The organism is Leptolyngbya sp. FACHB-36 (assembly GCF_014695955.1).
Classification (GTDB): Bacteria; Cyanobacteriota; Cyanobacteriia; order Leptolyngbyales; family Leptolyngbyaceae; genus FACHB-36.
This window is the reverse complement of the sequence record NZ_JACJPG010000296.1, coordinates 1-13570: the sequence shown is the minus strand read 5'-3', so window position 1 is coordinate 13570 and position 13570 is coordinate 1. Positions and strand designations below refer to the sequence as shown.

Genomic DNA, 13570 nt, shown 5'->3' with positions numbered 1-13570 from the left:
CAGTGAGTTCTGCATGATGAGTTTGGAATTTAGCCACTCAACTCAACATTCATGATTCAAACTCGATAATTTCCCTTACGTTGGCACCAGTTCACCCGGACGCAAGCGCGACCATTTGCCCATCTCAGCCTTGAAGCTGAGGCAGCCAACGACATCCCATTCCATCTCAATATAGTCTTGGCGATCGCGGATATTGACGTTGATGGTCGGTTCCGTCGCTTCAAAGGTGGGGTTTTCAGTTAAATGGGGCTGCTCATGCTGAGTTTCGACGGCATGATAGGTCGTGCAGCGATCGACGTAGTGGCAGTTGACGCAAATACACATGGGACAATCTCCGTGCGTTCACAGTCTGGACCCACAAAATCCAGATGCTTTTCTGCTACTCTAGCTCAGGCGAGTCAACGAATGAGTAGCTGCTGGGTAGATTTTCATTGCGCTGGGCAGGAGTTTGTTGACAACGTTAGGCTTGTGATGAATGAAGTTGGGTGGAAGATTGAATCATCGGTTAGACGAACCAAAAACGGCGATCGCCGTGCCCTCGGCGCTGTCTCCCAAAACATGGCCCTTCAGCCTGGAGTGGTTGCCATCGTCTGCTTGCTTAGTGGGTGGCACGGTTCGAGATGCGCTACTAGGGCGGCACAGCGAGTATCTTGATTTAGATTTTGTGTTGCCTGTAGGGTCGGTGGAAACCGCGCAGGCAATTGCCCGCCACTATAAAGCAGGATTCGTGCTGCTGGATGCCGATCGTCAAATTGCCCGCGTTGTGTTCAGGCAGGGAACCGCCGATTTTGCCCAGCAGGTAGGATCGAGCTTAGAAGCGGATTTACGGCGGCGGGATTTTACGGTGAACGCGATCGCCTACAATCCGCACACCGATCAAATTCTTGACCCACTGCACGGTTACGCAGACCTGCAAAAGCACGTCATTCGCATGGTGTCAGCCGAGAACCTGCGGGAAGATCCCCTGCGGCTGCTGCGAGCGTATCGGCAAGCAGCTCAGCTTAGCTTTTCGCTGGAAACTGACACTCGCGCCCTCGTGCCGCAGCTGGCACCGCTGCTGAGTCGGATTGCTGCCGAGCGGGTGCAGTCGGAGTTGAACTATTTACTTAGCACCTTCAAAGGAACGGCGTGGTTGACGGCAGCGTGGCAGGACTGTTTGCTGAAAGACTGGTTTCCCGATGCAATGGCAGAAAGCTTGAATCGCGTAGCAGTCATCGATCAGGCTGCTGCGAGAATTCACGAAACGCTGCCTGCATTCGCTAGCCAACTTGCGAGCCGTCTTCGCAGCAGCACCAAAGCCACTGAGTCTGCGCAACCGATCGACACCAGCGCCTCTGGGTCAGCTCGATCGTGGCTAACGGTAGCAAAACTAGCGAGCCTCTTACCCATCACACCCGCGCGGGCAGAGCTTCAGCTGCGCCACTTAAAATACAGTCGCACGGAGATTCAAGCAGTAAGCACCGTGCTCAAGTTTTTGCCGTCGCTTTGTGCAGCGGTGCAGGTTTCGGGCAGCGGACATCCCACGATCGCGCTGTCGCTGCGGGAGCAGTTTCGCTTTTTCCAGGACGTTGGAGCAACCTTTCCTGCTGTAGCGGTGCTGGCGATCGCGTCTGGGGTGCCGTTTGAGGCGATCGTGCCGCTGATGCATCGCTTTCTAACGCCCGACGATCCGGTAGCTCATCCTACACCACTGCTCACAGGTAAAGATCTGATGGTGGCGCTGAGGATTCCTGCCGGACCGCACATCGGCTACTTACTGTCTGAGATTCAGCTTGCGAGAGCCGAAGGCAGCATCACATCTGCCACGGAAGCGTTGCAGCTAGCAAGAGTGCTGAGTGCTGAGAACCCAACGCTGCGATCGTCAAAGTAAGCAACTGTCTGTAGAAAAGCCGACATATGTCGGCTTTTCTACAGACAGTTCTCATCACGGGTTGATACTGTCAAAATTCTGCTTTCTGTTACGGATGGTTCGGCTTACAGACAGTTTGCAGAATCGTATGATCGTAAAATCCTCTTGCTCTTTACCCTTGACCTATCACTTATTGTCTTTGCATCCGTACAATGATAGATTCAACGTCTATCTAGGGAGTAATTAACAACAGACACCTGGGAAAACTAACGGAATGAATCCTGCCTTCATGGGTCTACGGATATTAATCGTGGATGACGATCATGACTCTAGAGACCTGCTGACGTATGTACTGCAGAGCGAAGGAGCCAGCGTTGTTGCCGTGGAATCGGTACAAGCGGCACTCGTAGTAATCAAGCAGCAGTCGCTCGATATTCTTGTAAGTGACATTACCTTACCCGATGCCGACGGCTATTTTCTGATTCAGGAAGTAAGACGTCAAGAGACTGAGCGAGGCGGGCATCTACCTGCGATCGCAGTGACAGCGGGTGCGCGACCGGAAGACCGCGCGAATGCACTGGCAGCGGGATTTCAGAAATACCTGTCAAAACCCGTGGACTTAGATGAGCTGATTGCAGAAATTACAGACCTAATCCCGCAGTCGTTGGAGGTTCAGCAAAGCGCTGGGGACGGGAATTAGGCGGTTTAGCATCGCTCCACACGCTAACGCAGCACTAGCTCAGCAACCACAGCCGCATGGTCTGCATTCCCGTGACTGATCGTGCGAAGAGTTGAGACTCTAACCTGTTTGCTAACAAGGCAATGGTCGATCGGAATTCGAACCAGCGGAATCAGCCATTTGGGTGTTTTGACTAGCGTTGAAGGGCTGGGATACGTGGGTAGAACTCCAAATCCCAGACTGGCATTGTGCAGGCGCGTTTGCTGAATAAAGCGGCGATAGTAGGGCGACCAAGGCGTCAGATTAAAATCACCGATGACGATCGTGGGCGCGTCGAGCGTTTTCACGTAGCGGCTCAGTTTGTCTAGCTGCTGATTGCGTCTGTGAAATAGGGTTCTGCGAACAGGCACGATCGGATGCGTGCCAATGAACTGAACGGGCTTGCCGCCGATCTGTAACAGTGTGGGCAAGCTAGCGTCGAGGGGCGGGTTGACCTGTACCTGCGACAGCGGCTGACGACTCATGAGCAATAAGCCGCCCGATTGACCCGGCAATCTATAGGGCAGCAGATCGCTTAAGCCTGCGTTCAGCTCATTCACCCAGTCGGGATTCATTTCGATAAATAGCGCCACGTCGGGTTTTTCATCGCGCACCATTTGAATGGTTGGGGCGTAGCGATCGTTATTCCCGTTCACGTTCGCCACCAAGATTCGGACAGAAGTAAGCGCTGCTTGCTTAATTGCAACCTTGCTAATTTGCTGCGAGTGCGGCAAATACCACGGCACTACTTCCACAGCATTCAGCCCAACCAGCACAAACGCTAACAGCAGCAGTGCTTTTGGTCTCAACCATCCCACCCGCCACAGCGCCAGACTCGCTAAACACAGCAGCACGGAAGCTACAAAATATTGAACCCGGAAGTGGCTCAGCAACTCCCAAGGAAAGCCCCAAGCAACATAGCTGCCCAAGCTGACCAATAGCAGCCCGCTTAGGGCGAGAAGAACGCCGATCGAGCCAACGATCGAGCTAGCGAGTTTCAGCATGATGAAACGAAACAATTTAGGGGACTGTCCCTAAACCCCGATTTCTGTCGCTGCCACTCCGGTTTCTTTGCGGTTTCTTAACCTAACTTGGGGATCTCTGCAGAATGAATTTAAATTCCGACTTATTTTATAAACAATGTTTATCTAACTATACAGAATAACTGAAGTTGCGCTTATGACAATCCTGATATTATTTTTAAGAACCCGTCCTACGCATCAAGGGTAAGCCAATCGCGATGTATGGACTCCGTCAGGAGCCGTTGTAGCAACTTTCCCCCACTGACATAGGGCATTTTTCGAAGGTTTAGATTAATGCAGGGAAGCTCTCTGGGGCAATCTGAACAGGCTTCGATCGCAAAGTTTCGACGCATTACAAAGGAAGGGAGACATGTCATACGCTCAAACTCGAACCCAGACCAAAGCTGGGTATCAAGCCGGGGTCAAAGAGTACAAGTTGACGTACTACACCCCCGACTACACACCGAAGGACACGGACATTTTGGCGGCGTTCCGCGTGACGCCACAGCCCGGTGTGCCACCAGAAGAAGCCGGAGCAGCGGTAGCAGCCGAGTCTTCGACTGGAACCTGGACTACGGTGTGGACAGACCTGCTGACCGACCTCGATCGCTACAAGGGTCGCTGCTACGACATCGAACCCGTTCCCGGTGAAGACAATCAATACATCTGCTTCATTGCCTATCCCCTGGATCTGTTCGAGGAAGGCTCTGTCACGAACATGCTGACCTCGATCGTGGGTAACGTGTTCGGCTTCAAAGCCCTGAAAGCTCTGCGTCTGGAAGACCTTCGGATTCCCATTGCCTACCTGAAGACCTTCCAGGGTCCGCCGCACGGCATCCAAGTTGAGCGCGACAAGATCAACAAGTATGGTCGTCCGCTGCTGGGCTGCACGATTAAGCCAAAGCTCGGTCTGTCTGCGAAGAACTACGGTCGCGCCGTGTATGAGTGTCTGCGTGGCGGTCTAGACTTCACCAAGGACGACGAGAACATTAACTCTCAGCCGTTCCAGCGCTGGCGCGATCGCTTCCTGTTCGTTGCAGACGCGATTCATAAGTCTCAGGCTGAAACGGGCGAAATCAAAGGGCACTACCTCAACTGTACAGCGGCAACCTGTGAGGACATGCTGGAGCGGGCAGCGTTCGCTAAAGAGCTGGAAATGCCCATCATCATGCACGACTTCCTGACCGCGGGCTATACCGCCAACACGACGCTGGCAAAATGGTGCCGCGCTAACGGCGTTCTGCTGCACATTCACCGTGCAATGCACGCGGTGATTGACCGTCAGAAAAACCACGGTATCCACTTCCGCGTGTTGGCAAAAACGCTGCGGATGTCGGGCGGCGACCACATCCATACAGGAACGGTCGTGGGCAAACTGGAAGGCGACAAAGCAATCACCCTTGGTTTCATCGATCTGCTGCGCGAAAACTACATCGAAGAAGACCGCTCTCGCGGTATCTACTTCACGCAAGACTGGGCGTCGATGCCTGGCGTAATGGCAGTTGCATCGGGTGGTATCCACGTATGGCACATGCCTGCACTCGTGGACATCTTTGGCGATGACTCCGTGCTGCAATTTGGTGGCGGCACCCTTGGACACCCCTGGGGTAACGCTCCGGGCGCAACCGCAAACCGTGTAGCGCTAGAAGCCTGCGTCCAAGCCCGCAACGAAGGTCGTAACCTGATGCGCGAAGGTGGCGACATCATCCGCGAAGCGGCTCGCTGGTCGCCTGAACTGGCTGCTGCTTGCGAACTGTGGAAGGAAATCAAGTTCGAGTTCGAGGCTGTGGATACGGTTTGATAAGGAGTTATGGGTTTTGAGTTTTGAGTTTGGCTAGCTGTTAGCCGTTAGCTGTTGGCTGCTAGATGATTAAAGTTGGTTGTCAAGAGCTAACAGCTAATAGCCGGACCAAAATTCAGAATTCAAAATTCAGAGTTCAAAACTCCTATGGATCTGAAGCAGATTGCCAAAGATACAACCAAAACGCTGACGAGCTACGTGACGTATCAAGCGTTGCGAGTGGTGCTAGCGCAGCTGGATGAGACGGAACCGAAACGGGCTTATTGGCTACGTCAATTCTCGTATCGGGTCAGCATTCAGGATGGAGAAGCGTTTTTGCAAGCTCTATTTCAGGAAGAGCAGCGACTCGCGTTTCGACTCTTGACGGTGAGGGAGCATATTGCGGAGCAGATTGCAGATTTTCTGCCGGAAATGCTCCGCACCGGAATTCAGCAAGCGAACCTACAGCAGCGCAGTCAGCAGCTAGAGCGAATGACGCAGCTCGATTTGACAACGCCTAGTGCAGAGTCTCAATCGGAAACAAATTTGGATGAAAGCGATTAGTTCTTAGTCGTCTTTCAGCTAGAAACTATTGGCTACTAGCTAATAGCTTTTCCCAGTCAACTATCAGACACACCGAGGATATCAATGAAAACCCTACCCAAAGAGCGCCGTTACGAAACGTTTTCATATTTGCCTCCGCTTAGCGATGCGCAAATTGCTCGGCAGATTCAATACACGATCGAGAACGGCTATTTCCCCTGTGTTGAGTTTAACGAAGACTCTGCAGCAGAAACCTACTACTGGACCATGTGGAAATTGCCTCTGTTCAACGTCAGCAGCCCTCAAGAAGTGCTGAACGAAGTGCAGCAGTGCCGTTCTGAGTATGGTCACTGCTACATCCGCGTTGTTGCATTTGACAACGTGAAGCAGTGCCAAGTCATGAGCTTCATTGTTCACAAGCCTAACCAAGGCGGCAGTAACTACCGATACTAGTTCTTAGCCTTTTAGGTTGTAGTAGGGTGAGCTTTAGGGCTCACCCTATTTTTTGTGAATTCAAATGTATAGAGTGAACGGCTAAATTGTTTAGGACTAATAAGACCTTTAGGGTTTTTTATAGTCAGCGATCGCTTATGGAGCTGCTTTCCTAAGCAATGCTAAGTAATTTCAACTCATCTTAATCGTGTTTAGTTTTATTACTAAATCCTTCAATTATCTCATCTAAGATGGCTCTAGAGGAAGATGTTTCTCAGGAATTCTGGAGAGTAGGCTGAAACTTACTCTCGGTGTCTCTAGCTGTGATCCTCTGGCAGTAGAGCTACTGAATTTAACTCAGCATTGATGTGGATAGCCGACGTTCCTTCTAGTCAATGGCTGAGCCTTACTAAACTCGGTTTCATCTGTGTTTAACTTGGCTGTGCGCGATCGTACAGCCAACCCTGCGGCATTGTTTTTCTGACTCAAGCCATGAAATTTTTCTCGCCTTTTAAACAAACCTGGAGCGCTTGGTGGCGACGGTCTAAGCTCTTTCGATACCTCAGCTTATTCGGTGCATTTGCTGCTGCGGCGCTCCTCATAATTCTGCCTGCTCTGTCCCAACCTGTAACGCTACGGATCTTAATGCTGGCACCGGACGTTGCCTCATTTAAAGACACATTAGTCAAAGAGTTTGAGCAGCAAAACCCTGGCATTCGAGTGGAGATTTTGGAAGGACCCAACGCCGCCAATGCGGTCGAGGACTTATACTCCTCTGCCTTCCTCTTGGGCAACTCGCCCTATGACCTGATCAACATGGACGTTGTTTGGACGCCCAAATTTGCAGCGGCAGGCTGGCTCATGGACCTGACGGGTCAGGTTCCTCAGCAAGAGCTAACTGGATTTTCTCAGAACGATTTAGAGAGCGGGCGATATCAGGACAAACTGTATCGCTTGCCAACGCGATCGGACGCGGGCGTGCTCTACTATCGCAAAGATCTTTTGGAAGCAGCGGGCTTAGAGCCACCCAAAACCTTTGAAGACATCGTGACAATCTCTAAGACGCTTCAGGACAAAAACGCTGCTCGCTGGGGCTACGTTTGGCAGGGTCGCCAATACGAAGGGCTTGCTACCGTGTTCGTCGAAGCGCTGAAAGGCTTTGGTGGATACTGGGTCAATCCAGACACGCTTGAAGTTGGGTTAGATAAACCGGAAGCAATCCGCGCTGCTGAGTTTCTTCGCAGCACGATTACCGAAGGCATCTCGCCTCCTGGCGTCACAACGTACATCGAAGAAGACACACGCCGAATTTTCCAAGCGGGCGAAGCTGTTTTCCTGCGGAACTGGCCCTATGTGTGGCCTCTGGCGAATGCAGACGATTCTCCTTTGAAGGGAAAAGTTGGCATTATGCCGATGGTTCCAGCCGTTGGGCGAACCGATGGTGGCTCCTGTTTGGGCGGCTGGGGTTTAGGAATTGCCAAAACAACCCGTCATCCCAAAGAGGCGCTGCAAGCCATTCGCTTCATGACGAGTCAGGAGCCGCAGAAGCGATTTATTACAGAGGCGGGCTTTGTCCCCAGTCGTCGATCGCTGTTTACCGATCCTGATGTGACGGCAAAATATAGCCACTACCCGCAACTGCTGGAAATCTCGGATAATGCGGTGCTGCGTCCCTCGATCGCCCAATATGCGCAAGCCTCCGACATTCTGCAACGCTACCTGAGCGCGGCACTGACAAATCAGCGATCGCCAGAGCAAGCAATGCAAGCGGCTGCTCAAGAAACTCGCCGCTTATTAGAAGCTGGAAAGGCAGCAAAACGAGCATAGCTATTAGTGGTTTGCAATTTTGAATTGCGAATTCCGAATTGGTCTAACACTCTTCACTCCTCACTGTTTCAGTCATGCACGCTACAAAGGTCGATACCATTCGCTCTCGTGAACGCCGCATTGGATTATTTCTACTCTTGCCTGCGGTGCTGGTACTGCTGCTGGTGTTTGCTTACCCGATCGGACGCTCCATTTGGCTGAGCCTGTTTGCTCAAAATTTGGGAACCGAGTTGCAGCCGGTGTTTGTGGGGCTGGAGAACTACGGGCGGATTCTGGGTGATGGACGCTTCTGGCAGACCCTCCGCACGACAACGGTGTTTACCGTCGTGTCTGTGGTGGTGGAATTAGCATTGGGGTTGGCGATCGCGCTGGTGCTGAACCGCTCATTTCCAGGACGCAACTTTGTGCGGACGATCGCCATTATTCCCTGGGCGTTGCCGACGGCGCTGATTGCCCTGGGCTGGACCTGGATTTTTAACGACCAGTACGGCATTGCCAATGACATTCTGCTGCGGTTAAATCTTGCAGACACAGGTGTTAACTGGCTCGGACAGCCATTTACCGCAATGCTTGCCGCGATTTTCGCCGACGTATGGAAAACGACGCCGTTTATCAGCATTCTGCTGCTGGCGGGGCTACAGTCGATTTCCCAAGACTTGTACGAAGCCTACTCTCTAGAGGGCGCAACGCCGTGGCAGAGCTTCTACCGAATTACGCTGCCAATGCTGCTGCCGCAAATTATCATTGCGGCGCTGTTCCGCTTTGCTCAAGCCTTTGGCATTTTCGACCTGATTCAGGTGATGACGGGCGGCGGTCCCGGTGGCGCAACTGAGGTAGTGTCGCTCTACATCTACTCCAACGCCATGCGCTATCTGGACTTTGGCTACGCCTCCGCTCTCATCGTCGTCACCTTCCTACTGCTTGCTCTTGTCGTTATCCTGTGCAGCATTCTGCTGATGCGATCGCGCCGCCACAAAGCCGCTGACGTTTAATCAATTTTGAATTATGAATTTTGAATGACAAATTAATTCCGAATTCAAAATTCATAATTTCTAATTCAAAATTAACCCTCCCCTGCCATGACCACTCTCTCCGAACCCCGCCTCGTTCAACCCGCTCCTGCCAAACGATCGCGCTTCTCTGTGAAGCAAATTCTGTTTTGGCTCGGTGTGGTGGCGATCGTTCTGTTCTGCCTCGCGCCGATTCTGTGGCAGCTTTTGACCTCGTTTAAGGTGAATCGGGACATTGCTGCCATCCCAAACGTGTACTTTCCGCGGCAGCTGACGCTGAGTCACTACGTAGAGTTATTCACTCGTCGTCCGTTTCTGCGCTACATCGCAAATAGCGCCTTTGTGTCGATTACCTCGACGCTGCTGTGTTTGGCGATCGGGGCACCCGCCGCTTATGCGCTAGCGCGACTGCGCCCCTTGGGTGGCAAACTGGTTCAGGCAGCTGTGGTTCTAATCACGCTGTTTCCGGGAATTTTGCTGCTTCAGGGCTTGCTGGAAATCGTGCAGGTGTTTCACCTAGGCAACAACTATCTGGCGCTGATTATTCCCTACATTGCCATTAACCTGCCGCTGACGATTCTGGTTATGCGGAGCTTCTACGAACAGCTGCCCAAAGATTTAGAAGATGCTGCCCGAGTAGATGGCTATAACACCTGGCAAATGCTGACCCAAATTGTGCTGCCGCTGACGCTTCCGGCACTCGTCACGACGGGAATTCTCACCTTCATTTTTGCTTGGAATGAGTTTATCTTCGCGCTGACGTTTATCACGGACGAAAGCATGAAAACGATTCCGGTTGCTTCTGCCCAAATTGGCGGTAGTTCCTCGTTTGAAATTCCCTACGGTCCGATCGCGGCTGCCACCGTTGTAGGCACCATCCCGCTTGTGCTGCTCGTGCTCTTCTTCCAGCGCCAAATTGTGCAAGGTCTGACGGCAGGCGCGGTCAAAGGATAATTATGAATTGAAAGTTATGAGTTAAGAATTGAGCTGCATCATTCAAAACTCATAATTCAAAATTCATAATAAATCATTCAAACAAAATTACTCCTCATTCTTTCACATCAAAACCATGGCTAGACTTCTACTCCAGAACCTCAATAAAACCTTTAGTCCTAAAGTTGTTCCCGTTAAGGATATCAGCTTAACGATCAACGATGGCGAGTTTCTGAGTCTGTTAGGACCGTCCGGCTGCGGCAAATCGACGGTGCTGCGGATGATCGCTGGACTAGAGGAGCCGACGCGGGGACAAATCCTGATCGGCGATCGCGATGTCACGTACACGCGACCAGGCGATCGCAACATCTCAATGGTGTTCCAGAGCTACGCGCTCTACCCACACATGACTGTGGAGGAAAACCTCCGTGCGGGTTTGAAGCTGAAGCGGGTGCCACATGACGAAATCGAGCATCGGGTGGCAGACGTAACGCGAGTGCTGGGTCTAGATGGCTTATTGCAGCGCAAACCGGGGCAGCTATCGGGTGGACAGCGGCAGCGGGTTGCGGTCGGTCGAGCGCTGGTGCGTCGCTCTGATGTGTTTCTGCTAGATGAGCCGCTGAGCAACCTGGATGCACTGCTGCGAGAGCGGGTGCGGGCAGACCTGAAGCAGATCTTTGCGTCTCAGAAGGCTCCAGTGGTCTATGTCACCCACGACCAGACTGAGGCAATGACGCTCTCGACAAAAGTAGCGGTACTCAACAACGGCTATGTGCAGCAGCTAGACTCGCCTGAACGCATTTACACCCAACCCGCTAATCAGTTTGTAGCAGGATTCGTGGGTAGTCCTCAGATGAACTTGCTGACGCTGCCCTGTCAGGGACGCTACGCCATGCTGGGCGACTTCCGGATTCCGCTACCCGATGCACTGCCCACCGTGCCGCCCCAAATTGTGTTGGGGCTTCGTCCAGAGCATGTCCGGCTAGCGCAAGCTGGAGAGCCAACTACTGTCCGGGGTCGCGTGTTCTTGGTAGAAAATTTGGGAATGCACAGCTTGGTCAGCCTGCGGATTGCTAACTCGCAGGGCGAACCTGTCATCATCCGAGGACTGCTGCCACCTGACCAGGACTGGCACGATCGCGACCTTACTCTCGCAGTTCCAATGGAAGATACGCACTGGTTTGATGTCCAATCCGGAGATTCTTTGCGGCAACGTGCAGCAAGTGAATCGCTCGTCCGGCGTTAAGCGCTCCCTACCGTTAATTCCAGTTCCCCTCACTCAACAGTGGGGGGATTTTTTTGCTGATATTTATCAAGTTGTTCAACTGATTTATACCAATTCGTAATTTCAATTCGCAATTCGCAATTCGGAATTGCAGAAGCTCCAGTTTATCTACGTTTTAGTGGTTTGAGCCGTAGCTGGAATTTAGAGAATTGGTATTATCGACTGTTGGGTTGCTAACCGGTTGATGAAAGACGGTTGATAAAAGAGTGAAATTCTAAGTAAATTGATTCACCCACGTGGGTACTGCTGACCAGTAATTGAGCAGGCTACAGTCGAAGCAGTTCCATCCTAAATCTAGTTACGCCATAAATAAAATAGCAGGTTGAACTGATTGTAGTGTCGGCTAGAGAAGTTTGCAAAATCAATAGTTTCGCACTGTTGAACCGATCGCGGTTCTATCAATTCAATTATTACAGCATTACGTTGTGATGTAGTAATTCAGCACAAGCATAACGATCGAGCCACACCAGAAAGCTACATTAATAACCTAACGATAGCGAGTTCATAGCAGCGAATTACTCGACTATTCGGTTCAAGCGCGCCTGTCTGTTTCTGTTACTTAAATCGGTTTCTAAACATCACGATGAACGTTTATTCATCTAGTTGTGGCGTCAGTTTTTCAATCCTCATTCAATGGAGATAACCCCATGCTAAAAGTGACCCTTGATTTGTTTTCTGGTCGTCCAAATCCGTCCTGGGTTTTAGAAGAAGCTGAGGCTCAAGCAATCCTTAAAGAGATTAACAACAATCGCGGCATTGTTACCGAAGTAGGTTCGGGCTATCAAGGGCTGGGATATCGTGGCATCACGCTAGAGCTTCTCTCGGATGACGTCAGTGAGACAGATAGTTTGCCCACGACATTTCAAATTGCCAACGGCGCGTCACTGTACGAATCAAAGGGCTTAGAAGTAGCGGAACGACTAATTACCGGAATGTCGAACAGCGAGCTTCGGGTCAGTGAACTGGGCAGTTTCTTTGACTTCGACGAAACGCTTCGCCGCCAACTATTAGATCATCTTGGAACTTTTCCTAGAATAGAGAGTCAAGGCGAACTAGATACATCAGGTGCTGTCAACGATGAAGAGGCGATCGCGCAAGCAGTTTGCTACATCGAGCGTGGAGCGTTCAATCCAAACTTTTGGAATGATCCGGCTCACATTCGACGAAACAACTGTTACAACTACGCCGCCAATCGCAGAACTGATACGTTTGCTCAGCCTGGTAGAGCAACAGGTAATTATCCCTATCCAATGGATTGCGCCTCGGTGACTGCCGCCGCTCTTTCTGATGGTGCTCACAAACGCTATCACTGCTTACCGGATACTGAAAAACCTCGCTATCTAATTGCAATGGTAGTTGCTCCGGGTGTGGATTATCACTGGTATCGATCGCACAAAGAAGGCTTTTGGGGACACAAACCTGGCGGTACTTCTGCAAAGAACGTTGATAACAGCGGTCGCCTGATTACCAACCCTCAAACCTGCGATCGCACGTCGGGCTTCCCCAGCTATACCCAGTTCTGTGGATACTTCTACAGACCAAAGAGTATCAAGGTAAATTAAGCAATTGAGCCAGCAGATGGAGCTGCTACAACACTTAAATAGATGCTGCCTCTGATTCTAATGACGCTTAGGAGAGACAATCATGCAACGCGTACATCCACTACAATCAATATTTGAAAGAGCGAAACATGTCGTTTTTTCATTCGCGATCGTGACCATATTGGGATGCGCAGTTCCCACGTCAGGAGGTGAGAGGATGCAAGTTGAAGTGGATGTATTTAGCGGTAGACCGAACCCACAGTGGACCCTGACACCACCAGAAGCTGATCAGTTAATTCAACGAGTGCAAGCACTGCCTTCTGAGTCTGGCGAAGGTGACGTTAAAGAAGGGCTTGGCTATCGAGGTTTGATCGTGACCAAATCAGGCGATCGAACCGAGAATTATACTGAAATCTCGATTTCAAACGGACTGGTTATTGCAAACAAAAATGGTCAATTAAGGCGATTAGTTGATCAAAATCGCACTTTGGAGCGCTGGCTATTTCAGACTGGTAAAAATCGCCTAGAAAACCCACTGTATCAGCAGATTGAGCAGCAGATCAAATAGCACTCAGAAGGTGCAAACGGGTAATATCAGTTCTCTCCTCATTGCTATCAACTAACCGCTAT

At 51.2% G+C, this 13570-nt stretch carries 13 protein-coding genes; 11 read left to right on the top strand and 2 right to left on the bottom strand.

What is annotated here, in order from left to right; genetic code table 11:
- Positions 1-75: 75 nt before the first annotated feature.
- Positions 76-324, bottom strand: a complete 249-nt coding sequence (locus H6F43_RS08105) for a Ycf34 family protein (protein WP_190342293.1) — start codon at positions 322-324, stop codon at positions 76-78.
- Between the two features lie 169 nt (positions 325-493).
- Between H6F43_RS08105 and H6F43_RS08100 the strand changes: the two genes are divergently transcribed.
- Together H6F43_RS08100 and H6F43_RS08095 are read left to right on the top strand one after the other, a co-directional pair.
- Complete coding sequence (locus H6F43_RS08100; RefSeq protein WP_242025426.1) at positions 494-1870, top strand: CCA tRNA nucleotidyltransferase; 1377 nt, start codon at positions 494-496, stop codon at positions 1868-1870.
- Positions 1871-2123: 253 nt separating this feature from the next.
- Entirely contained in the window at positions 2124-2549 is a 426-nt protein-coding gene (locus tag H6F43_RS08095; protein WP_190342291.1) for a response regulator, read from the top strand.
- Between the two features lie 23 nt (positions 2550-2572).
- Here H6F43_RS08095 and H6F43_RS08090 read toward each other — a convergent pair whose 3' ends face one another.
- On the bottom strand, positions 2573-3571 hold the full coding sequence (locus tag H6F43_RS08090) for an endonuclease/exonuclease/phosphatase family protein (RefSeq protein ID WP_190342290.1): 999 nt from the start codon (positions 3569-3571) through the stop codon (positions 2573-2575).
- 388 nt (positions 3572-3959) lie between these two features.
- Between H6F43_RS08090 and H6F43_RS08085 the strand changes: the two genes are divergently transcribed.
- The 9 genes from H6F43_RS08085 (at position 3960) to H6F43_RS08045 (ending at position 13508) form a co-directional block, all read left to right on the top strand.
- Positions 3960-5390 carry a form I ribulose bisphosphate carboxylase large subunit gene (locus H6F43_RS08085; protein WP_190342289.1) on the top strand — a complete coding sequence of 477 codons (1431 nt, stop codon included), beginning with the start codon at positions 3960-3962 and terminating at the stop codon, positions 5388-5390.
- Between the two features lie 147 nt (positions 5391-5537).
- A complete protein-coding gene (locus tag H6F43_RS08080; protein ID WP_190342288.1) occupies positions 5538-5933 on the top strand; it encodes a chaperonin family protein RbcX in 396 nt (131 codons plus the stop codon).
- Between the two features lie 84 nt (positions 5934-6017).
- The gene (locus H6F43_RS08075) at positions 6018-6365 is read left to right on the top strand and encodes a ribulose bisphosphate carboxylase small subunit (RefSeq protein ID WP_190342287.1); all 348 of its coding nucleotides are present in this window, start codon (positions 6018-6020) and stop codon (positions 6363-6365) included.
- A 471-nt stretch (positions 6366-6836) separates the two neighbouring features.
- Positions 6837-8171: an ABC transporter substrate-binding protein gene (locus H6F43_RS08070; RefSeq protein ID WP_190342286.1), complete on the top strand. Its 1335-nt coding sequence runs from the start codon at positions 6837-6839 to the stop codon at positions 8169-8171.
- A gap of 74 nt (positions 8172-8245) precedes the next feature.
- Positions 8246-9163 (top strand): sugar ABC transporter permease, encoded by a 918-nt coding sequence (locus H6F43_RS08065; protein WP_190342285.1) that lies wholly within the window; start codon positions 8246-8248, stop codon positions 9161-9163.
- An 87-nt stretch (positions 9164-9250) separates the two neighbouring features.
- Complete coding sequence (locus H6F43_RS08060) at positions 9251-10135, top strand: carbohydrate ABC transporter permease (protein ID WP_190342284.1); 885 nt, start codon at positions 9251-9253, stop codon at positions 10133-10135.
- Positions 10136-10250: 115 nt separating this feature from the next.
- Positions 10251-11360 (top strand): ABC transporter ATP-binding protein, encoded by a 1110-nt coding sequence (locus H6F43_RS08055; protein WP_190342283.1) that lies wholly within the window; start codon positions 10251-10253, stop codon positions 11358-11360.
- A gap of 686 nt (positions 11361-12046) precedes the next feature.
- Complete coding sequence (locus tag H6F43_RS08050) at positions 12047-12961, top strand: hypothetical protein (RefSeq protein WP_190342282.1); 915 nt, start codon at positions 12047-12049, stop codon at positions 12959-12961.
- 82 nt (positions 12962-13043) lie between these two features.
- On the top strand, positions 13044-13508 hold the full coding sequence (locus tag H6F43_RS08045; RefSeq protein ID WP_190342281.1) for a hypothetical protein: 465 nt from the start codon (positions 13044-13046) through the stop codon (positions 13506-13508).
- The last annotated feature ends 62 nt before the right edge of the window (positions 13509-13570 follow it).